General features: G+C 62.2%; 18 protein-coding genes. 3 read left to right on the top strand and 15 right to left on the bottom strand.

What is annotated here, in order from left to right:
• Positions 1 to 54: 54 nt before the first annotated feature.
• The 5 genes from NRG23_RS20915 to NRG23_RS20895 all read right to left on the bottom strand — a co-directional run bounded on the left by NRG23_RS20915 (position 55) and on the right by NRG23_RS20895 (position 6,225).
• A complete protein-coding gene (locus tag NRG23_RS20915) occupies positions 55 to 1,149 on the bottom strand; it encodes a polyamine ABC transporter substrate-binding protein (protein ID WP_306674793.1) in 1,095 nt (364 codons plus the stop codon).
• A gap of 186 nt (positions 1,150 to 1,335) precedes the next feature.
• Positions 1,336 to 2,430, bottom strand: coding sequence for a polyamine ABC transporter substrate-binding protein (locus tag NRG23_RS20910; protein ID WP_016705051.1), 1,095 nt, complete (start codon positions 2,428 to 2,430; stop codon positions 1,336 to 1,338).
• A gap of 186 nt (positions 2,431 to 2,616) precedes the next feature.
• Entirely contained in the window at positions 2,617 to 3,981 is a 1,365-nt protein-coding gene (locus NRG23_RS20905; protein WP_025807112.1) for an aspartate aminotransferase family protein, read from the bottom strand.
• 57 nt (positions 3,982 to 4,038) lie between these two features.
• Positions 4,039 to 5,397: a glutamine synthetase family protein gene (locus tag NRG23_RS20900; RefSeq protein ID WP_009051378.1), complete on the bottom strand. Its 1,359-nt coding sequence runs from the start codon at positions 5,395 to 5,397 to the stop codon at positions 4,039 to 4,041.
• A gap of 30 nt (positions 5,398 to 5,427) precedes the next feature.
• Positions 5,428 to 6,225 carry a gamma-glutamyl-gamma-aminobutyrate hydrolase family protein gene (locus tag NRG23_RS20895; protein ID WP_028683696.1) on the bottom strand — a complete coding sequence of 266 codons (798 nt, stop codon included), beginning with the start codon at positions 6,223 to 6,225 and terminating at the stop codon, positions 5,428 to 5,430.
• 268 nt (positions 6,226 to 6,493) lie between these two features.
• On the opposite strand from NRG23_RS20895, the gene NRG23_RS20890 reads away from it, so the two are divergent.
• Together NRG23_RS20890 and NRG23_RS20885 are read left to right on the top strand one after the other, a co-directional pair.
• A complete protein-coding gene (locus tag NRG23_RS20890; RefSeq protein WP_009051380.1) occupies positions 6,494 to 7,870 on the top strand; it encodes a glutamine synthetase family protein in 1,377 nt (458 codons plus the stop codon).
• 180 nt (positions 7,871 to 8,050) lie between these two features.
• The gene (locus NRG23_RS20885) at positions 8,051 to 8,695 is read left to right on the top strand and encodes a TetR/AcrR family transcriptional regulator (RefSeq protein WP_009051381.1); all 645 of its coding nucleotides are present in this window, start codon (positions 8,051 to 8,053) and stop codon (positions 8,693 to 8,695) included.
• A gap of 163 nt (positions 8,696 to 8,858) precedes the next feature.
• Here the strand turns inward: NRG23_RS20885 and NRG23_RS20880 are convergent, their stop codons facing one another.
• The 10 genes from NRG23_RS20880 to argE all read right to left on the bottom strand — a co-directional run bounded on the left by NRG23_RS20880 (position 8,859) and on the right by argE (position 19,248).
• A complete protein-coding gene (locus NRG23_RS20880; protein ID WP_007928303.1) occupies positions 8,859 to 9,074 on the bottom strand; it encodes a molybdopterin-binding protein in 216 nt (71 codons plus the stop codon).
• A 106-nt stretch (positions 9,075 to 9,180) separates the two neighbouring features.
• Complete coding sequence (gene ssuB, locus NRG23_RS20875) at positions 9,181 to 9,987, bottom strand: aliphatic sulfonates ABC transporter ATP-binding protein (protein WP_009051382.1); 807 nt, start codon at positions 9,985 to 9,987, stop codon at positions 9,181 to 9,183.
• Positions 9,984 to 10,772 (bottom strand): aliphatic sulfonate ABC transporter permease SsuC, encoded by a 789-nt coding sequence (ssuC, locus tag NRG23_RS20870; RefSeq protein WP_016705047.1) that lies wholly within the window; start codon positions 10,770 to 10,772, stop codon positions 9,984 to 9,986. Before ssuC ends, ssuB begins: the two co-directional genes overlap by 4 nt.
• A 9-nt stretch (positions 10,773 to 10,781) precedes the next feature.
• Complete coding sequence (gene ssuD / locus NRG23_RS20865; RefSeq protein ID WP_009051384.1) at positions 10,782 to 11,930, bottom strand: FMNH2-dependent alkanesulfonate monooxygenase; 1,149 nt, start codon at positions 11,928 to 11,930, stop codon at positions 10,782 to 10,784.
• 25 nt (positions 11,931 to 11,955) lie between these two features.
• Entirely contained in the window at positions 11,956 to 12,924 is a 969-nt protein-coding gene (locus NRG23_RS20860) for a sulfonate ABC transporter substrate-binding protein (protein ID WP_009051385.1), read from the bottom strand.
• Between the two features lie 89 nt (positions 12,925 to 13,013).
• Entirely contained in the window at positions 13,014 to 13,607 is a 594-nt protein-coding gene (ssuE, locus tag NRG23_RS20855) for an NADPH-dependent FMN reductase (protein WP_007928287.1), read from the bottom strand.
• Positions 13,608 to 13,861: 254 nt separating this feature from the next.
• The gene (locus tag NRG23_RS20850; RefSeq protein ID WP_009051386.1) at positions 13,862 to 14,500 is read right to left on the bottom strand and encodes a peroxiredoxin; all 639 of its coding nucleotides are present in this window, start codon (positions 14,498 to 14,500) and stop codon (positions 13,862 to 13,864) included.
• Positions 14,501 to 14,773: 273 nt separating this feature from the next.
• Positions 14,774 to 16,147: an OprD family porin gene (locus tag NRG23_RS20845; protein WP_025807108.1), complete on the bottom strand. Its 1,374-nt coding sequence runs from the start codon at positions 16,145 to 16,147 to the stop codon at positions 14,774 to 14,776.
• A 508-nt stretch (positions 16,148 to 16,655) separates the two neighbouring features.
• On the bottom strand, positions 16,656 to 17,954 hold the full coding sequence (argA, locus tag NRG23_RS20840; protein WP_009051388.1) for an amino-acid N-acetyltransferase: 1,299 nt from the start codon (positions 17,952 to 17,954) through the stop codon (positions 16,656 to 16,658).
• A gap of 145 nt (positions 17,955 to 18,099) precedes the next feature.
• A complete protein-coding gene (argE, locus tag NRG23_RS20835; protein WP_028683694.1) occupies positions 18,100 to 19,248 on the bottom strand; it encodes an acetylornithine deacetylase in 1,149 nt (382 codons plus the stop codon).
• Between the two features lie 158 nt (positions 19,249 to 19,406).
• On the opposite strand from argE, the gene NRG23_RS20830 reads away from it, so the two are divergent.
• A complete protein-coding gene (locus NRG23_RS20830) occupies positions 19,407 to 20,774 on the top strand; it encodes an inorganic triphosphatase (RefSeq protein WP_009051390.1) in 1,368 nt (455 codons plus the stop codon).
• Positions 20,775 to 20,816 lie beyond the last annotated feature (42 nt).

Genomic DNA, 20,816 nt, shown 5'->3' with positions numbered 1-20,816 from the left:
GAATTTGCAGTTCGCCCCATGCGGGCGAACTCTGGATAGTTTGAGCGATTGACGCTATTTGCCCGACTTGACCTTGGTCCAGCTGCGGGTCATGAGTCGTTGGATCTTGGGCGGCAACTCTGAGTTGACATACAGCTTGTCGACAATCTCCTGCGCCGGGTAAACCGCTTCGTCCTTGCGCACCGACTGGTCCATCAGCTCACCCGCCTTGGGGTTCGGGTTGGCGTAGCCGACGGAGTCGCTGACCTGGGCGATCACCTCAGGCTTGAGCAGGTAATTGATGAAGGCATGGGCCTGCTTGACGTTACCGGCGTCCTTGGGAATGGCCAGCATGTCGAACCAGAGGTTGCCGCCTTCCTTGGGGATCACATAGGCGATCTCGATGCCCTTGCCGGCTTCGGCGGCGCGCGCCTTGGCCTGGAACACATCGCCGGAGAAGCCCGCGGCCACGCAGATTTCGCCATTGGCCAGGTCGGAGATGTATTTCGAGGAGTTGAAGTAGGTCACGTAAGGCCGCACCGCCAGCAACTTGGCTTCGGCCTTCTTGTAGTCGTCGGGGTTCTGGCTGTTGGGGTCCAGGCCCATGTAGTTGAGTACCGCCGGGAGCATTTCATCGGCGGAGTCGAGGAAGGCGACGCCGCAGCTCGACAGTTTCTTGATGTTTTCCGGTTCGAACAGCATGGCCCAGGAGTCGATCTTGTCCACGCCCAGCGCGGCCTTGACCTTCTCGACGTTGTAGCCGATGCCGTTGGTGCCCCACAGGTAAGGCACGGCGTACTGGTTGCCCGGGTCGTTCTTCTCCAGGCGCTTGAGCAGCACCGGGTCGAGGTTCGAATAGTTGGGCAACTGCGCCTTGTCGAGCTTCTGGAACGCCCCGGCCTTGATCTGCTTGCCCAGGAAGTGGTTGGACGGCACGACCACGTCATAGCCGGTACGACCGGCGAGCAACTTGCCTTCCAGGGTTTCGTTGGAGTCGAACACGTCGTACAGCGGCTTGATGCCGGTGGCCTTTTCGAAGTCCGCCAATGTGCTCTGACCGATATAGTCAGACCAGTTATAAATATGCACGGTTGGCGCGGCATAGGTGCTGACGGCCAGCGTCAGCCCGGCGCCCACCAGCATGGCTTTGCGAAATAAAGAAATAGGCAAGTGGAGGTCCTCTAAACAATTGGGCCTGAGTTGCCCGCACTACATGACAGCCAAGAGCTGCCCAGCAACAAAACCGGCGCGCAACTTACCTTCGATAAACCGATCCAGCAAAACTTTCTGTCATTTAATTGCACCGCTGACCGCCCTCGCGGGGACGACGGCCAGCGGTTGCTGCCTCAAACCGGCTTATTTGCCGGATTTGATCTTGGTCCAGCTGCGGGTCAGCTCACGCTGGGTAGCGGCCGGCAGATCGGCGATCGCATACAGCTTGGCCTGCACGTCGGCTGGCGGGTAGATGCCTGGATCGCTGGTGATGTCTTTTTCCACCAGTGCCGTTGCGGCGGCGTTGCCGTTCGGGAAACGCACGGCGTTGGTGATGCTGGCCATGACTTCAGGCTTCTGCAGGAAGGTCATGAACTTGTAGGCGCCCTCGACGTTTTCCGCATCCTTGGGGATAGCGACCATGTCGTAGAAAGTGCCGGCGCCTTCTTTCGGAATGGCGTAGCTGACTTTCACCTTGTCGCCGGCTTCGGCGGCACGGGACTTGGCCTGCTGCACGTCACCCGAGTAGCCGACCGCTACGCAGATGTTGCCGTTGGCCAGGTCCGAGATGTACTTGGAGGAGTGGAAATAGGTGATCGAAGGACGGATCTTGAGGAACAGCTCTTCGGCTTTCTTGATGTCGTCTTTCTTCTGGCTGTCGGTCGGCAGGCCCAGGTAATGCAGGGCGACCGGGATCATTTCGGTTGGCGAGTCGAGGAAGCTCACGCCGCAGCCCTTGAGCTTGGCAATGTTCTCGGGCTTGAGCAGGGTGTCCCAGGAATCGATTTTGTCGACGCCCAGCGCAGCCTTGACCTTCTCCGGGTTGTAACCGATGCCGATGGAACCCCACATGTATGGGAAAGCGTGCTTGTTGCCCGGGTCACTGACCGAAACTGCCTTGAGCAGATCCTGGTTCAGGTTTTTCCAGTTGGGCAACTTGGAGACATCCAGCTCCTGATAGACACCGGCCTTGATCTGCTTGGCCAGGAAGTTGTTCGACGGCACGACCACGTCGTAACCGGACTTGCCTGCCAGCAGTTTGGCTTCCAGGGTTTCGTTGCTGTCGAAAACGTCGTAGACCACCTTGATCCCGGACTCTTTCTCGAAGTTCGCGATGGTGTCGGGTGCGATGTAGTCGGACCAGTTGTAAACGTGCAGCACCTTGTCGTCTGCCTGGGCCACTGCCGCCATCGCGCCCATCAGGGACATGGCGAGGAGGGTCTTGCCAGCTTTCTTCATACCTATTGCCTTCATGCGTCATGCTCCAATTATTCTTTTTAACCTTGTGTTCAGCGACCGGTTGCCAGGCAACTAAAAACAGGCGGTAGTCTGGCAAGTTCCAAGGCGGGCTTTCAACAAAAGACCCAGCCTTTATGGTCGCCCCGAGCGAAGTACCGCGGGGGTACTTCGCTCAGAGCCTAGCACTTAGCCCTGCAACGCACTCAAGGTCAGGTCCAGGCACTTGCGGGCCTTGCTCACCAGCTCATCGATCTCCTCCTTGGTGATCACCAGGGGCGGAGCAATGATCATGGTGTCGCCCACGGCGCGCATGATCAGGCCGTTGTCGAAGCAGAACTGCCGGCAGATCATGCCGACGCCTTTTCCGACATACCGCGCACGGGTGGCCTTGTCCTGAACCAGCTCGATGGCGCCCAACAGGCCGACTCCGCGAACCTCACCCACCAGTGGGTGATCGTTCAGTTCCCGCAGACGTTTCTGCAAATAGGGTGCCGTTTCTGCCTTGACGCGCTCGATAATTTTCTCGTCGCGCATGATGCGGATGTTTTCCAGGGCCACAGCGGCGGCCACCGGGTGCCCGGAATAGGTGAAACCGTGGTTGAAATCGCCGCCCTCGTTGAGCACCGCCACCACTTCGTCGCGCACGATCAGGCCACCCATGGGGATGTAGCCGGAAGTCAGGCCCTTGGCGATAGTCATCATGTCCGGCTTGAGGTCGTAGAAATCGCTACCGAACCACTCACCGGTACGCCCGAACCCACAGATCACCTCGTCGGCGACGAACAGGATGTCGTACTTGGCAAGGATCTCCTTGATCCGCGGCCAGTAGCTTTCCGGCGGCACGATCACGCCGCCCGCGCCCTGGATCGGCTCGGCAATGAAGGCACCGACGTTATCGACGCCGAGTTCGAGAATCTTCTCTTCCAGCTGGTTGGCCGCCCAGATCCCGAACTCGTCCGGGGTCATGTCGCCGCCTTCACCGAACCAGTAAGGCTGCGGGATATGCACGATGCCCGGGATCGGCAAGTCGCCCTGTTCGTGCATATAGGTCATGCCGCCCAGGCTCGCGCCGGCCACGGTGGAGCCGTGATAGCCGTTGACCCGGCTGATGATGGTTTTCTTCTTCGGCTGGCCCTTGATCGCCCAGTAGTGGCGAACCATGCGCAGCATGGTGTCGTTGCCTTCGGAGCCGGAACCGGTGAAGAACACATGGTTCATGCCCTGCGGGGCAACATCGGAGATGGCCTTGGCCAGTTCCAGCGCCGGCGGGTGAGCGGTCTGGAAGAACAGGTTGTAGTACGGCAGCTCGCGCATCTGCTTGCTGGCGGCGTCGGCCAGTTCTTCGCGGCCGTAACCGATGGCCACGCACCACAGCCCGGCCATGCCGTCGAGGATCTTGTTGCCCTCGCTGTCCCAGAGGTAAACGCCCTCGGCATTAGTGATGATCCGCGGCCCCTTCTCCTTCAACTGCTTGAAGTCGCTGAAGGGTGCCAGGTGGTGCTCGCTGCTGAGGGTTTGCCACTCACGGGTTTGCGGGTTGTTGCTGGTCATTGGAACTCTCCTGATTTTCCGGTGAGGGCGCCGCCGGTGACGGCGGCGCCCCGCGCATCAGACGGCGAAGAGCAGGAACTCCCGCTCCCACGAACTGATGACGCGCTTGAAGTTTTCATGCTCGGCCCGCTTGACCGCGACGTAGCCAGTGATGAATTTCTTGCCCAGGTATTTCTCGATGGTCTTGCTGTTTTCCATGCGCTCCAGAGCATCCTCGATGGTCAACGGCAGGCGCAGGTTGCGCCGCTCGTAACCACGGCCGACCACCGGCGCGCTCGGGTTGTGGCCTTCGACCATGCCAATGAAGCCGCACAGCAGGCTGGCGGCGATGGCCAGGTAAGGGTTGGCGTCGGCGCCCGGCAGGCGGTTTTCCACCCGGCGGTTCTGTGGCCCGGCATCCGGTACACGCAGGCCCACGGTGCGGTTCTCTTCGCCCCACTCCACGTTCACCGGCGCCGAGGTATCCGGCAGGAAGCGGCGGAACGAATTGACGTTGGGCGCGAACAGCGGCAGCAGCTCGGGGATGAACTTCTGCAGGCCGCCGATGTGGTTGAGGAACAGCTGGCTCATGGTCCCGTCGTCATTGGAGAAGACGTTCTTGCCGGTCTCGATGTCGATGATGCTCTGGTGCAGGTGCATGGCGCTGCCCGGCTCGCCGGTCATCGGCTTGGCCATGAAGGTGGCGGCCACCTCGTGCTTGAGCGCGGCTTCGCGCATGGTGCGCTTGAACACCAGGATCTGGTCGGCCAGGGACAGGGCGTCGCCGTGACGGAAGTTGATTTCCATCTGCGCCGTGCCGTCTTCGTGGATCAGCGTGTCGAGGTCCAGCTCCTGCAGTTCGCACCAGTCGTAGACGTCCTCGAACAGCGGGTCGAATTCGTTGGCCGCTTCGATGGAGAACGACTGGCGACCGGTTTCCGGGCGACCGGAACGGCCGACCGGTGGCTGCAACGGGTAGTCCGGGTCGTCGCTGCGCTTGGTCAGGTAGAACTCCATCTCCGGCGCCACGATCGGCTGCCAGCCGTGGTCGGCGTAGAGTTTCAGGACCTTCTTGAGCACGTTGCGCGGCGACAGCTCGATCGGGTTGCCCTGCTTGTCGTAGGTGTCGTGGATCACCTGGGCGGTCGGCTCGATGGCCCAGGGCACGAGGAATACCGCGTTCTGGTCCGGGCGGCAGACCATGTCGATGTCGGCCGGGTCCAGCAGTTCGTAATAGATGTCGTCTTCGACATAGTCGCCGGTCACCGTCTGCAACAGCACGCTCTCGGGCAGGCGCATGCCTTTTTCGGCGATGAACTTGTTGGTTGGCGAGATCTTGCCCCGGGTGATCCCGGTCAGGTCGCCAATCATGCATTCGACTTCTGTGATCTTGTGGTCTTTCAACCAATCGGTGAGCTGGTCGAGGTTGTTACTCATAAATGCCTCTAGGCGTGAGTTTCCTGGCTCTTATAAGCCAGGTTTTTGTGACGCATTGGCGTCGCGTTGCATTACCCGCTTGCGACAGGCATCGCCAAATGCCTGGAAGATGGCGAGGTAGTGAGGGTTAGAGCTTACCTGCCATTCAGGGTGCCATTGCACCCCCAAAGCAAAAGCCTTGCCTCCCTCGATCGGCGCGCCCTCGACGGAGCAGGCTTCGATCAAGCCATCGGGTGCCAGGGCCTCTATCTTCAGGCCCGGCGCCAGACGTTCAACGCCTTGGCCATGAATCGAATTGACTTCAATCTGCGCTGGCAGGCCGAGGCCGGCCAGCACCCCGCCCGGCTGCACATGCAGCGCATGGGCGGGGCCGTATTGCACTTCCACCGGCTGGCTCTCGTCCTCACGGTGATCCATGAACGGGCCGGCTTCGTGGACCCGCTGGTGCAGGCTGCCGCCGAAGGCCACGTTCATTTCCTGGAAGCCGCGGCAGATCCCCAGTACCGGAACCCCGGCCGCCACCGCGGCGCGGATCAGCGGCAGGGTGCTGGCATCACGGGCAGGATCGTGCGCGGTTCCCGGCGCGCTGGCGGGACCTCTATAGTGAAAAGGCTCGATATTGGAGGGTGAACCGGTAAAGAGGATGCCATCCAGACCGTCCAGAATATCGGACGGGCTTAGAATATCGGCCAGGGACGGGAGGATCATGGGCACGCCCTTGGCTGCTACTGCCACTGCGCGGACGTACTTGTCGCCACTGATGTGATAAGCATGCAGACCGATCTGCCTGGAGCAGGCGGTGACGCCGATTAACGGCAGGCGAGACATGAAACACCCCGGTATTATTGCTGTTATGGGTTTAAATCGAGCTTAGCCTTGTTCATTTTTTTACACAACACCCCCGTAAAAAATACAACACGGCCCGCTCAAGGCCGCGGCGGCCAAGCCCTCCGAAGCCAGAAAAGCGCCCCAAAAATGCCCCGCAGGCGCTTTTTTAGGGCAAAAAAGGCCTCGCTTGACTTCGGCATGCCGTTCGGGTTGACTGAAACCTGAAAAGATCAATGATTGATATTTTTAACAACAAAGGTGTTGCATCATGTCGGTACCCCCGCGTGCCGTTCAGCTTAACGAAGCGAACGCGTTCCTTAAGGAACATCCTGAGGTTCTGTACGTTGACCTTCTGATTGCGGATATGAATGGTGTGGTGCGCGGCAAGCGCATCGAACGCACCAGCCTCCACAAGGTTTACGAGAAAGGCATCAACCTGCCGGCCTCTTTATTTGCTCTGGATATCAATGGCTCGACGGTGGAAAGCACCGGCCTGGGCCTGGACATCGGCGACGCCGATCGAATCTGCTATCCAATCCCCGATACCCTGTGCAATGAACCCTGGCAGAAGCGCCCCACCGCGCAACTGCTGATGACCATGCACGAACTCGAAGGCGACCCTTTCTTCGCCGACCCGCGCGAAGTGCTGCGTCAAGTCGTGGCCAAGTTCGACGAGCTGGGCCTGACCATCTGCGCCGCGTTTGAACTGGAGTTCTACCTGATCGACCAGGAGAACGTGAATGGCCGGCCACAGCCGCCACGCTCGCCGATCTCCGGCAAGCGCCCGCATTCGACCCAGGTCTACCTGATCGACGACCTCGACGAATACGTCGACTGCCTGCAGGACATTCTCGAAGGCGCGAAAGAACAAGGCATCCCGGCCGACGCCATCGTCAAGGAAAGTGCTCCGGCGCAGTTCGAAGTGAACCTGCACCACGTCGCCGACCCGATCAAGGCCTGCGACTATGCGGTACTGCTCAAGCGTCTGATCAAGAACATCGCCTACGACCATGAGATGGACACCACCTTCATGGCCAAGCCTTATCCAGGCCAGGCGGGTAATGGTCTGCACGTCCACATTTCGGTCCTGGACAAGGACGGCAAGAATATTTTTGCCAGCGAGGATCCCGAGCAGAACGCCGCACTGCGTCACGCGATCGGCGGTGTGCTCGAGACCCTACCGGCGCAGATGGCTTTCCTCTGCCCGAACGTCAACTCCTACCGTCGTTTCGGCGCGCAGTTCTATGTGCCGAACTCGCCGAGCTGGGGCCTGGACAACCGCACCGTCGCCCTGCGCGTACCGACCGGCTCCGCCGACGCGGTCCGCCTGGAGCACCGTGTGGCCGGCGCCGATGCCAACCCGTACCTGCTGATGGCTTCGGTCCTGGCGGGCGTGCACCACGGCCTGGTCAACAAGATCGAACCGGGCGCGCCAACCGAAGGCAACTCCTACGAGCAGAACGAGCAAAGCCTGCCGAACAACCTGCGCGACGCACTGCGCGAGCTGGACGACAGCGAAGTCATGGCCAAGTACATCGACCCGAAATACATCGATATCTTCGTGGCCTGTAAGGAAAGCGAGCTGGAGGAGTTCGAGCACTCGATCTCCGACCTCGAGTACAACTGGTACCTGCACACCGTGTAAGCGGCTGTAGCCCAGAAAAACGCCACCGGCCGAAAGGCCCGTGGCGTTTTTTATGGCCGCCTTGCGGCGGATCGCGGGCAAGCCTCGCTCCTACAGGATCGGGGCTTGCCCGCGAAGGCGTCCTGGCAGACAACACCCGACACGCCTCGTACAATGCCCGCTGCCCCGCAGGAGACTCCAATGACACGCGTAGCCACCCCCCGCAAACCCCGCGCACGCAGCCAGGCCCGGATCGACTCGATACTCGATGCCGCCCGCACCCTGCTTGCCGCCGAGGGCGTGGCCAGCCTGTCGATCTACAGCGTGGCCGAGCGCGCGGAGATCCCGCCTTCCTCGGTCTATCACTTCTTTGCCAGCGTTCCGGCCCTGCTCGAAGCCCTGACCGCCGATGTCCACGCCGCATTCCGCGCCTGCCTGCAAGAGCCTATCGACCACGCAGCCCTGAGCGGCTGGCACGACCTGTCGCGCCTGGTCGAACAGCGCATGCTCGCCATCTACAGCGCCGACGCCGCGGCCCGCCAGTTGATCCTGGCCCAGCATGGCCTCACCGAGGTCACCCAGGCCGACCGCCAGCACGACATCGAACTGGGCGACCTGATGCACAAGCTGTTCGACCAGCACTTCCAGTTGCCGGCGCTGCCCGCGGATGTGGATGTGTTCGCCCTGGCCATGGAACTGGGCGACCGCGTCTATGCGCGCTCGGTCCAGCAGCACGGGCAGATCACCGAGCGCATGGCCGAGGAAGGCATGCGGGTGTTCGATGCCTACCTGGGGCTGTACCTGCCGCCCTACCTGCCCAAGCGCGAGATATCGCGGACGGGCTGATGCCCTATCGCGAGCAAGCTCGCTCCTACAAAGGTTCGCGCCGTTCTTGTAGGAGCGAGCTTGCTCGCGATAGCGGCCTTGCTCCTTCCGCACCGCTCAAGCCCTGCTCCACAAAAAAGCCCCGAAGGGCTCACACCGTCCGGGGCTGGTTGTCGCGCATCGATCACAACTTGGCGATCGACACCTCGGTGGATTTCACGAACGCGATCACTTCGCTGCCGATCGCCAGTTCCAGCTCCCGCACCGAACGGGTGGTAATCACCGACGTGACGATGCCGGAGGCGGTCTGCACGTCGATTTCCGAGAGCACGTCGCCTTCGACGATTTCCTTGATGGTGCCTTTGAACTGGTTGCGAACGTTGATGGCCTTGATAGTCATGGTATTTCTCCTGAGGTCGAAATAAGCCACAAGCTTCAAGCGATAAGCTGCAAGCAAAAGCGCTCGGCTCTTTCTTGCCGCTTGCAGCTGGAAACTTGCTGCTGCTTTAAAGCGCCCAGCGCAATTGCGTGGGCAAGGGTGAAACGGGTTCCGGCTCGGGTGGCGACCCGGGCAGCGACAACACGCGGTTGAGTACTTCGGCTTCCAGCGCTGCCAGCCGATGGGAGCCACGCACCCGTGGGCGCGGCAGCTCCACCAGCAGATCGAGACCGACCTCGCCTTCTTCGATCAGGATCACCCGGTCGGCCACCGCCACCGCTTCGCTGACATCGTGGGTCACCAGCAGGACGGTGAAGCCATGCTGCTGCCACAGGCGCTCGATCAGTTGCTGCATCTCGATCCGGGTCAGGGCATCCAGCGCGCCCAGGGGCTCGTCCAGCAGCAACAGGCGCGGCTGGTGAATCAGCGCCCGGGCCAGGGCCACGCGCTGCTTCTGGCCACCGGACAAGGCGGCCGGCCACTCATTGGCGCGGTCGGCCAGGCCCACCGCCTCCAGGGCTTCCAGGGCCTGGGGGCGCCAGTCGCCCTTGAGGCCCAGGCCGACGTTGTCGATGACTTTCTTCCAGGGCAGCAGGCGCGCCTCCTGGAACATCAGGCGGGTGTCCTCGATGGCCTGGCTCAGCGGCGCGGCACCGGCCAGCAGTTCGCCGCCGGTGGGTTTGTCGAGGCCGGCCAGCAAGCGCAGCAAGGTGCTCTTGCCGCAGCCGCTACGGCCGACCACCGCGACGAATTGCCCGGCCGGAATATGCAGGTCGATCTCGCGCAGCACCTGGCGCGAACCGAAGGTCTTTTGCAGCTTGCGCACCACCAGCGGAATACCGCGCAGCAGGCGTGGAGGTTGTTGAGCCGTCATTGCGCACCTCCCTTGGCCACTTGATAGGCCGGATGCCAACGCAGCCAGGCACGTTCCAGGCCGCGCGCGGCGAGGTCCGCCAGTTTGCCGAGCACGGCGTACATGACGATGGCCAGCACCACCACGTCGGTCTGCAGGAATTCCCGGGCATTCATCGCCAGATAACCGATGCCGGAGCTGGCGGAGATGGTTTCCGCGACGATCAGCGTCAGCCACATGAAGCCCAGGGCAAAACGCACGCCCACCAGGATCGAAGGCAAGGCGCCCGGCAGGATCACCTGGCGGAACAGGGCGAAGCCTGCCAGGCCATAACTGCGCGCCATTTCCACCAGCGCCGGGTCGACGTTGCGGATGCCGTGGTAGGTGTTCAGGTAGATCGGGAACAGGGTGCCCAGGGCCACCAGGAAAATCTTCGCCGACTCGTCGATGCCGAACCACAGGATCACCAGGGGAATCAGCGCCAGGTGCGGCACGTTGCGGATCATCTGCACCGAGCTGTCGAGCAGGCGTTCGCCCCACTTCGACAGGCCGGTGATGAAGCCCAGGGCCAGGCCGATGCTGCCGCCGATCAGGAAGCCGATCGCCGCGCGCCAGCCGCTGATAGCCAGGTGGGTCCAGATTTCGCCGCTGCGCACCAGGCCGACCCCGGCTTCGATCACCGCGCTGGGGGCCGGCAGGATTCGCGTCGACAGCCAGCCGGCCGAGACCGACAACTGCCACACCGCCAGCAACAGCAGCGGCAGGGCCCAGGGTGCCAGGCGATGGAACAAGGATTGTCTGTTCATGGCCACGCCTCAGCTCTGGGACGCAGCTTTGGGAATGATGTCGTTGGCGACCATTTCGCCGAACGGGCTGACGTACCCGGCGCCCTTGGGCAGCTCGGGACGCTCGATATCCAGGTGCGGGAACAGCAGCTCGGCCACCCGGTACGACTCTTCCAGGTGGGGGTAACCGGAGAAGATAAAGGTGTCGATACCGAGGTCTGCGTACTCCTTCATCCGCGCCGCCACGGTCGGGCCATCGCCGACCAGCGCGGTGCCCGCGCCCCCCCGTACCAGGCCGACGCCGGCCCAGAGGTTGGGGCTGACTTCCAGTTTGTCGCGGCGCCCGCCGTGCAGCGCCGCCATGCGCTGCTGGCCGACCGAGTCGAAGCGCGCCAGGGAAGCCTGGGCCCGGGCGATGGTGTCGTCGTCCAGATGGGAGATCAGGCGCTCGGCCGCTTGCCAGGCTTCGGCGTTGGTTTCACGCACGATCACGTGCAGGCGAATGCCGAAGCGCACACTGCGCCCCTGCTTGGCGGCCTTGGCCCGGACCTGCTCGATTTTCTCGGCCACCGCGGCCGGCGGTTCACCCCAGGTCAGGACCATGTCCACCTGTTCGGCGGCCAGGTCCTGCGCGGCTTCCGAGGAGCCGCCGAAGTACAGCGGCGGACGCGGCTGCTGGATCGGCGGATAGAGCAGCTTGGCGCCCTTCACGCTGATGTGCTGGCCATCGTAGTCGACGGTTTCGCCTTCCAGCACCCGACGCCAGATACGGGTGAATTCCACCGAAGCCTGGTAGCGCTCTTCATGGCTGAGGAACAGGCCGTCGCCGGCCAGTTCGTCCGGATCGCCACCGGTCACCAGGTTGAACAGCGCCCGGCCGCCGGACAGGCGATCCAGGGTTGCCGCCTGGCGTGCCGCCACCGTCGGGGAAATGATCCCGGGGCGCAGGGCGACCAGGAACTTCAGGCGCTGGGTCACCGGGATCAGCGAGGCCGCCACCAGCCAGGAATCCTCGCAGGAACGCCCGGTGGGGATCAGCACGCCGCCGAAACCGAGGCGGTCGGCCGCCTGGGCGATCTGCTGCAGGTAGCCGTGGTCGACGGCGCGAGCGCCTTCGGCGGTGCCAAGGTAATGGCCGTCGCCGTGGGTAGGCAGGAACCAGAAAATATTGAGGCTCATGGAGTTGTCTCCTAAGGGGATCGAGTTACGGCGCTTTGGCAACGGCGGCTGGAGGCGTCCAGATCACGTCTTTGATGCTCAGGGGCTTGGGAATCAGCTTGAGCTGATGGAAGCTGTCGGCGATTTTCTGCTGGGCCGCCGCCACGTCCGGGGTCAGGAAGTTCGCGCCATAACCCTGGCGTTTCACCGAGGTCAGGGTGATGTCCGCCGGCAGGCCGAGCAGTGGCGCCACCTGCTGGGTCACCTCGTCCGGGTTGGCCTTGGACCATTCGCCCACCGCGCGCACTTCCTCCACCAGGGCCTTGATCACCTCGGGGTGTTGTTGCGCGTAGGGTTTGGTCGCCAGGTAGAACTGGTGGTTGTCGACGATGCCGCTGCCGTCACGCAGGGTGCGGGCTTGCAGCTGCTTCTCGGCCGCCGCCTGATAGGGGTCCCAGATCACCCAGGCATCGACGCTGCCACGCTCGAAGGCGGCGCGGGCATCGGCGGGCGGCAGGAATACGGTCTGGATGTCGCTGTACTTGAGGCCGGCGTCTTCGAGGGCGCGGACCAGCAGGTAGTGCACGTTGGAGCCCTTGTTGAGGACCACCTTCTTGCCCTTGAGCTCCGCCACCGACTTGATTGGCGAATCCTTGGGCACCAGGATCGCTTCGCTGGTCGGCGCTGGTGGCTCGTAGGCCACGTACAGCAGGTCGGCACCGGCGGCCTGGGCGAATACGGGCGGGGTCTCGCCGGTGACACCGAAGTCGATGGAGCCGACGTTCAGCCCTTCCAGCAGCTGCGGGCCTCCGGGGAACTCGGTCCATTGCACCTGCACGCCCTGCTCCGCCAGGCGCTTCTCCAGCGAGCCCTTGGCCTTGAGCAGCACCAGGGTGCCGTATTTCTGATAGCCGATACGCAGGGTCTCGGCCGCTTGGGCTTGAACGATGGCGCCGAAGGACACAGCCGCAGCAAACAGAGCGACCAGACCACGACGCAAAATCACAGGGCGCATGGCGCTCTCCTTTTTGCTGTTGGGTTTTGGCTGCACCTGCTAGGCCGTTGGCGGCTAAGTAAGGCCAGTACTTCAGATTCGGGTAGGACTCAAATGCTCCAGCGAGCACTCAACAAACGATCATTCAACAGATTCGGGTCCAGCGGCTTGGGACGCCGCGCCATGGCGCTGTGGAACTGTTCCAGGGCTTCGCGCAGGCGCTGCTCCAGGGCCGGCGCCAGCTGCGCCTGGGCACTGCCTTCGCCGTAGGCGATCTGGCTGTCCTCGGCGAAGATGCCCTGGAGCATCTCCTGGGCCTTGAGGGCCGACAGCACCGGCTTGAGCGCGTAGTCCACCGCCAGCATGTGGGCGATGCTGCCGCCCGTGGCCATCGGCAGCACCACCTTGTGGTTCAGGGCGCGTTCCGGCAGCAGGTCGAGCACGGTTTTCAGCGCACCGGAAAACGATGCCTTGTAGACCGGCGTGGCGATCAGCAAGCCGTCGGCCTGTTCGATCTGTTGCAACAGGTCGATCACCATCGGGCTGTCGAAGCGCGCGTGGAGCAGATCCTCGGCCGGGAAATCCCGGACCTGATAGTCGACCACTTCCACACCTTGTTGCTGCAACCAGCGTTTGGCGTGTTCCAGCAGCACCCCGGAGCGGGAGCGTTGGCTGGGACTGCCACCGAGTGAGACGACCAGCATGCAGAGGTTTCCTTTAGCGGTAATGGGCGATTCGCGGTTTGCGATCTCGCTGAGCTGAGCAGACCTTAACAGTCTATTTATATATCCATAAATCTTATTTTTTCATTTGTTTATTCCTTAAATGAATATAATAAAAGCCATTCTCCAGGCAAAAAAATAGGCCGTCGAAACGGCCTTAAAACCCCTGCTTTGTGGAAGCGGTACATGACCCGCAGGCGGCGGCAATGCCGGCTCGCGCCTGCGGGCCCACGGTGTCAGCGATTCGGTTGCGGCGTCAGGCGCAGGTAGGGTTTGACCGCGCGATAACCTTTGGGGAAGCGTTTCTTGATTTCCTCTTCGTCCTTGAGCGACGGCACGATCACCACTTCATCACCGTCCTGCCAGTTGGCCGGGGTGGCCACCTTGTAGTTGTCGGTGAGCTGCAGCGAGTCGATCACCCGCAGGATCTCGTGGAAATTGCGCCCGGTACTGGCCGGATAAGTGATGGTCAGGCGCACCTTCTTGTTCGGGTCGATGACGAACAGCGAACGCACGGTCAGGGTGTCGTTGGCATTCGGGTGGATCAGGTCGTACAGGTCCGAGACCTTGCGGTCGGCGTCGGCCAGGATCGGGAAGTTGACGAGGGTGTTCTGGGTTTCGTTGATGTCCTCGATCCACTTGTGGTGCGAGTCCACCGGGTCCACCGACAGGGCAATGGCTTTCACGCCGCGCTCGGCGAACTGGTCCTTGAGCTTGGCAGTGAACCCCAGCTCGGTGGTGCACACCGGGGTGAAGTCCGCCGGGTGGGAAAACAGCACGCCCCAACTGTCGCCGAGCCACTCGTGGAAACGAATCTTGCCGGCACTGGAATCCTGTTCGAAGTCGGGGGCGATGTCGCCAAGTCTGAGGCTCATGTTGCTGCTCCTGTGAGTGCGTTATGAGCCCTACTGTGCCTGCGCCTGGGAATATTTAAAAAGAATAAATATCGATTTATTTAGACTATAAATGAATATTAAAAATCTCTTCACTGGATTCGCGCGCGCCCAGGGCACACCATCTTCGACAAGGTTCGAGAAGGCCTTGAGTAGCTGTAAAGAGGGGGTTTCAGGGAGGACCTGCGGGGGTGGGTCCGACCTGGATGACAACACCTCGCCCGGCATTGCGCCGGGCGAGGTTTTAACGTCGGATTACAACAGCGGGATCGAGTAGCTGACGATCAGGCGGTTTTCGTCCTGCGAGCGCTGGCCCGGAATATCGTTACGCCACATGGCGTTTTTCCAGGTCAGGCCCAGGTTCTTCAGCGGACCTTCCGGAATCACGTAGGCCACGGTCAGGTCCCGTTCCCACTCGCTGGCGTTGGTCGCCGAAACGGTACGCTGAGGGAGAACGGAACCCTCTTTGCCGGAAGTGTCGATGTTATCGCCACGCAGATAGATCACACCGGCGGTCAGGCCAGGCACGCCTACCTTGGCGAAATCGTAGGAGTAGCGAGCTTGCCAGGTACGTTCGCCAGCACGGGCGAACTTGGCGATCTGCATGTCGGTAGTCAGGTAAGCCGACGAACCGTCACCCTGGTTCAGCCAAGGGAAGTCGCTGTCACCGTTACTCACCTGGTAGCCGCCACCGAAGGTATGGCCGGCAACCGAGTACAGGAACAGGCCGCTGATCAGGTTGTTATCAACCTTGCCCTTGGTGATGCCAGTGCCGTAGTCACCGGTGGTGTAGTAGGCCGAGTCGTGGCCGTTGGCACCGTCGTCACGGCTGTTGAAGTAACGCAGGTCAGACTTCAATACGCCCGGGCCGATAGCCCAGTTGTGCAGCAGGCCAACGAAGTGCTGCTTGTAGAAGTCTTTCAGGTTGCCGTAGTAGTACTGAGCGGTCAGATCTTTAGTGATCTTGTAGTCACCACCACCGTAGATGAACTTGTTGCTGTCACGACCAGCAGCGGTGTGTGCGTTGGCGCCCGCAATCGACAGTTCTTCGTTGTTGCTGGAGTTACGACCCTTGGCATGCTCGATCTGACCACCCACCAGTGTCAGGTCCTTGATGTCGTTCGAGGTGATCTGACCGCCCTGGAAGGTTTGCGGCAGCATACGACCATCGTTGGTCACGATAACCGGCAGTTTTGGCTGCAGGGTACCGAGCTTCAGTTCGGTCTGAGAGATCTTGGCTTTGGCGGTCAGGCCCAGGCTGGAGTAGTTATCGACCGCTTTGCCGTTGGACTCGCTTGGGAAAACAGTGCCGCCATAAGAGGTAGCAGTGGCGCCGTTGGTGCCGCCGCCCGAATCCAGCTTGATGCCCAGCAAGCCGATTGCATCCAGACCGAAACCGACGGTGCCTTCGGTGTAGCCGGAAGTGAAGTTGAGCTGGAAGCCCTGGCCCCACTCTTCCCACTTGTTCTGTGCGCCGGACGCCTTGGTGTCGGCATCGCGGTTGTCAGTATTGATGTAGAAGTTACGCAGACCCAGAGTGGCCTTGCTGTCTTCGATGAAACCGGCGGCGCCTGCCTGCTGCGCCATAACCCCAACGGCCACAGCCAGGGCCAAGGTGGACTTGTTCATGTTTCGCTCCTCTCGTTTCTAATTCTTGTGTACTCAGGCCCAGGGTCTGCTGCCCCGGGTCCATCGGTGGGCGATTAGCGCCAGACCGTGACTCATAAGTCAATCGTAACCAACTGTGTCTACGACCAAGGTCTAATCGCGATGATTGGGTCCTTGCAGGGTAATGAATTTCTCATAAACCCAAAAAGAATTATTTCATTCTTTTTCATACCGTTCGGGAATATCGACAGGTACGTTCGTTTGAGCCGTGGCCCAAGGTATCGGCGTCCTGTTTAATTCCTGAATGGTATTTCCCCGCTGATCTTTAGATCGATCAGTTAAAACATAAGCCAGATACGTCAACCAGTATCGAAAAGGCGACGCAATAATGGCTAGGCGCCGATGGTCCCGTCAATTTGTTACAGTTTTTGTATCGCACGCATTTATTTTTCTGAAACATAAATCAGGCTCGGCAGACGCAACGAAAAACCCGCCCCTGTCAAGAGCGGGTTGCCGAACGGGATGAAGCTCAGAGGGCTTTTTCGAAGATCTTCGAGTTGCGCTGGTAGTTGTACAGCGAGGCCCGCGCGGAAGGCAGACGCTCGACGCTGCTAGGGGCAAAACCGCGCTCACGGAACCAGTGAGCGGTACGGGTGGTGAGGACAAACAGGGTTTTCAGGCCCTGGGCCCGGGCCCGGGTTTCGATCCTTTCCAACAGTTCGTCGCCGCGACCGCCGTGGCGGTATTCCGGGTTCACCGCCAGGCAGGCCAGCTCCCCGGCGTCGGAGTCGGCGATCTGGTAGAGCGCGGCACAGGCAATGATCATCCCCTCGCGCTCGACCACGCTGAACTGCTCGATCTCACGCTCGAGCACCTCGCGGGAACGCCGCACCAGAATGCCCTGCTCTTCCAGCGGACTGATCAGATCCAGCAACCCGCCGACGTCCTCGATGGCCGCCTCGCGGACCAGTTCGAACTGCTCCTGGGCCACCAGCGTACCGCCACCGTCACGGGTGAACAGCTCGGTCAGCAGCGCGCCGTCTTCGGCGTAACTGACGATATGGCTGCGCCCTACGCCACCCCGGCAAGCCTCGGCCGCGGCATCCAGCAGCTCCGCCTGATAGTTGCTGCCCAGGCGCTGCAAATGCGCCGGCACCTGTTGCGGACGCAGTTCGCGCACCAGATTGCCGCTTTCATCCAGCAGGCCACGCTCGGCGCCGAACAGCAGCAGCTTGTCGGCAGCCAGGTCGATGGCCGCGCGGGTGGCGACGTCTTCGCAGGCGAGGTTGAAGATTTCCCCGGTGGGCGAGTAGCCCAAGGGCGACAGCAGGACGATCGAGCGCTCGTCCAGCAGGCGGTTGATGCCCTTGCGGTCGACCCGGCGCACTTCGCCGGTGTGGTGATAGTCGACACCCTCGAGCACGCCGATCGGCCGGGCGGTCACCAGGTTGCCGCTGGCGACCCGCAGCCGCGAGCCCTGCATGGGCGAGGACGCCATGTCCATGGACAGCCGCGCTTCAATGGCGATGCGCAACTGGCCGACGGCGTCGATCACGCATTCCAGGGTCGCCGCATCGGTGATGCGCATGCCGTGGTGGTAATGCGGGGTCAGGCCGCGCGCGGCCAGGCGGGCTTCGATCTGTGGACGCGAGCCGTGCACCAGCACCAGGCGCACGCCCATGCTGTGCAGCAGCACCAGGTCATGGACGATGTTGCCGAAGTTCGGATGTTCTACGCCGTCGCCGGGCAGCATGACCACGAAGGTGCAGTCGCGGTGGGCATTGATATAAGGCGAAGCGTGACGAAGCCAATTGACGTATTCGGGCATAACCTGAGCCTGTAAATAAGAAGCAGCCTATAAAAGGACGAAACGGGAAAACGCACAGCGGGCTGGTGGTTATCGTCGGAACAGGCTTGGCGACACGCTCGCTCTCCTTGAGGTACGGGCTTGGCCGTCGGTGATTTAGTAGAAATCAGGCCGGCGTCAGGCAGTAATGATTAATCAGTTCACGTAGTAGATGCACGGTAGGCTGCAAGCGTGACATTTCGAGGTATTCCCCCGGCTGGTGAGCACAGGCGATGTCGCCCGGGCCCAGCACCACTGTCTCGCAGCCAAGGCGCTGAAGATAAGGCGCTTCGGTGCCGAACGCTACTGCTTCGGCGCGATGACCGGTCAGGCGCTCGGCCACCCGCACCAGTTCGCAGTCTTCGGCCTGCTCGAAGGCCGGTGCTTCGGGGAACAGCGGCGCGTAGTCGATCTTCACCTGGTGCCGCTCGGCCACGGGCACCAGCTTCTGCCGGATGGCCGCGCGCAGCGCCTGCGGGTCCATGCCCGGCAGCGGCCGCAGGTCGAATTCCAGCGAGCATTGGCCGCAGATGCGGTTCGGGTTGTCGCCACCGTGGATACACCCAAGGTTCAGGGTCGGCTGCGGCACGCTGAACTGCGGGTTGCGGAATTCGCGCTGCCACGCCAGGCGCAGGCCGCGCAGTTCGCCGATGGCATCGTGCATGGCTTCCAGGGCGCTATGGCCCAGGCTCGGGTCGGAAGAATGGCCGCTGCGCCCGAGAATATCGATGCGCTCCATCATCACCCCTTTGTGCATGCGGATCGGCCGCAGCCCGGTCGGCTCACCGATCACCGCGGCGCGCCCCAATGGCCGGCCGGCTTCGGCCAGGGCGCGGGCGCCGGCCATGGAGCTTTCCTCGTCACAGGTGGCGAGGATCAGCAGAGGTTGCTTGAAGGGCTGCTCCAGCAGCGGCCGGACCGCCTCGATGACCAGGGCGAAAAAACCTTTCATGTCGCAACTGCCCAGGCCGACCCAGCGCCCGTCGACCTCGGTGAGCTTCAGCGGGTCGGTCTGCCACAGCGCGCCGTCGTAGGGCACGGTGTCGCTGTGCCCGGCCAGCACCAGGCCGCCGGGGCCGCTGCCGAAACTGGCGAGCAGGTTGAATTTGCCGGGGCTGACCTGCTGGATATCGCAGGCAAAACCCAGATCGCCGAGCCAGCTCGCCAGCAAATCGATGACTGCACGATTGGACTGATCCAGCGCCGGCTGGGTACAGCTGACCGAAGGTGTGGCAATCAGCGCAGCGAACTGCTCTTTCATGGACGGCAATGGCATGCGCTGGCTCCCGGGTTCCAAGATGAAGTCCATCATAGAGCCATCCTGCGACAGGAATAAACCGCCACGGCACCTCGGCGCGGCGAGTCCTGTACACTGCACGACCTTGGCAGCCACACATTCCCCCGGCTGCGCTCCCGATCCTGGATTTTCCGGCCATGCAGAAAGAAACCGAAATCAAACTCCGCGTCAGCCGCGAAACCCTCGCCGCCCTGCGTGAGCACCCGCTCCTGAAAAAACGCAACAAAAGTGGCTGGGAACACCGCGAACTGATGAACCAGTACTTCGACACGCCCGAGCGCGACCTGGCCCGCGCCAAGGTCGCCCTGCGCCTGCGCCGCGACGGCGAAGAAGTGATCCAGACCCTCAAGACCCGCGGCCAGAGCGTCGCCGGCCTGTCGGAACGCAACGAGTACGACTGGCACCTGGCCAAAGCCAAGCTCGACCTGAAGAAACTCGACGGCGAATGCTGGCCCGAGCAGCTGGCCGAGCTGGACAAGAAGACCCTCAAGCCGATCTTCACCACCGACTTCGTCCGCGAACGCGCGGAAATCGCCTGGGGCCGCGGCAAGGCCAAGGTGGTGATCGAGGCCGCCCTGGACCTGGGCCACGTGATCGCCGGCAAGCAGAAGGAAGAGATCTGCGAGCTGGAACTGGAACTGCGCGAAGGCGAACCGGCCGCCCTGCTGGAACTGGCCGCCGAGCTGGCCGCCACCCTGCCGCTGATGCCCTGCGACATCAGCAAGGCCGAGCGCGGCTACCGCCTGTTCGACGCCAACAGCTACTCCCTGAGCCTGCCCGCCCCGGAACTGAGTGCGGAAACGCCGCTGGACGACGCCTTCGCGGCGCTGACCTGGCACCTGCTGGGCAGCAGCCAGCGCCTGGCCGAGCAATATCGCTTCAACGGTCACTGGCGTTTGCTGCAGGACTGGGTCGAGAACCTGGCGGAACTGCGCGCCCTGGTCAGCAGCCTGGGCCAGGCCGCACCGCGCCAGGCGACCGCCGAGTTGCGCGCTTCGCTGGACGGCCTGCTGGAAGACTGGCGCCCGCTGGTGCAAGCCGGCCTGGACGACGAAGACGTGCGCAAGGCCGCGCCCGAGCAGTTCATCGAAGAGCTGCAGGACGTGCGCTGGGGCCTGTTCTCGCTGAACACCTCGCGCTGGTTGCTGGCCCGCAGCTGGACCGCCGAGCGCAATACCCGTGGCAACCGCCAGGGTGCGGCGCAACTGGGCAGCTGGTTACCGCGCCTGCTGGCCGACGAAGCCAGCTCCCTGCAACTGCCGCGCTACCAGCAACAGCCGGAAGACCTGGCCGAGCAGCTGCCACGTATCGAACGCATCCAGTCCTGGCTGCATCACGCACGCAACGTGCTGGAAATCCCGGAGCTGGACCGTCTGTACGGCGAGTTGAACAAGCTGGCGCAACTGGCCAACGAGCCGATCACCGACGAAGCCCTGGATGCCCGCAAGCAACAGGCGATCACGGTGTTCCAGAACCGCGCGTGGAAGACCTTGCTACGCATGTGACAGCCTCATCGCGAGCAAGCTCGCTCCTACAAGACCGGCATA

This window comes from Pseudomonas sp. T8 (assembly GCF_024610635.1).
Taxonomy (GTDB): Bacteria; Pseudomonadota; Gammaproteobacteria; order Pseudomonadales; family Pseudomonadaceae; genus Aquipseudomonas; species Aquipseudomonas chlororaphis_I.
Note: the sequence above shows the minus strand (reverse complement) of the source record. Positions and strands in the feature narration are given on the sequence as shown.

Coding starts and splice junctions, on each gene's coding strand:
- NRG23_RS20910 (WP_016705051.1), bottom strand. CDS start 2,430: ATGAAGAAAGCTGGCAAGACCCTCCTCGCCATGTCCCTGATGGGCGCG.
- NRG23_RS20905 (WP_025807112.1), bottom strand. CDS start 3,981: ATGACCAGCAACAACCCGCAAACCCGTGAGTGGCAAACCCTCAGCAGC.
- NRG23_RS20900 (WP_009051378.1), bottom strand. CDS start 5,397: ATGAGTAACAACCTCGACCAGCTCACCGATTGGTTGAAAGACCACAAG.
- NRG23_RS20895 (WP_028683696.1), bottom strand. CDS start 6,225: ATGTCTCGCCTGCCGTTAATCGGCGTCACCGCCTGCTCCAGGCAGATC.
- NRG23_RS20890 (WP_009051380.1), top strand. CDS start 6,494: ATGTCGGTACCCCCGCGTGCCGTTCAGCTTAACGAAGCGAACGCGTTC.
- NRG23_RS20885 (WP_009051381.1), top strand. CDS start 8,051: ATGACACGCGTAGCCACCCCCCGCAAACCCCGCGCACGCAGCCAGGCC.
- NRG23_RS20880 (WP_007928303.1), bottom strand. CDS start 9,074: ATGACTATCAAGGCCATCAACGTTCGCAACCAGTTCAAAGGCACCATC.
- ssuB (WP_009051382.1), bottom strand. CDS start 9,987: ATGACGGCTCAACAACCTCCACGCCTGCTGCGCGGTATTCCGCTGGTG.
- ssuC (WP_016705047.1), bottom strand. CDS start 10,772: ATGAACAGACAATCCTTGTTCCATCGCCTGGCACCCTGGGCCCTGCCG.
- ssuD (WP_009051384.1), bottom strand. CDS start 11,930: ATGAGCCTCAATATTTTCTGGTTCCTGCCTACCCACGGCGACGGCCAT.
- NRG23_RS20860 (WP_009051385.1), bottom strand. CDS start 12,924: ATGCGCCCTGTGATTTTGCGTCGTGGTCTGGTCGCTCTGTTTGCTGCG.
- ssuE (WP_007928287.1), bottom strand. CDS start 13,607: ATGCTGGTCGTCTCACTCGGTGGCAGTCCCAGCCAACGCTCCCGCTCC.
- NRG23_RS20850 (WP_009051386.1), bottom strand. CDS start 14,500: ATGAGCCTCAGACTTGGCGACATCGCCCCCGACTTCGAACAGGATTCC.
- NRG23_RS20845 (WP_025807108.1), bottom strand. CDS start 16,147: ATGAACAAGTCCACCTTGGCCCTGGCTGTGGCCGTTGGGGTTATGGCG.
- argA (WP_009051388.1), bottom strand. CDS start 17,954: ATGCCCGAATACGTCAATTGGCTTCGTCACGCTTCGCCTTATATCAAT.
- argE (WP_028683694.1), bottom strand. CDS start 19,248: ATGCCATTGCCGTCCATGAAAGAGCAGTTCGCTGCGCTGATTGCCACA.
- NRG23_RS20830 (WP_009051390.1), top strand. CDS start 19,407: ATGCAGAAAGAAACCGAAATCAAACTCCGCGTCAGCCGCGAAACCCTC.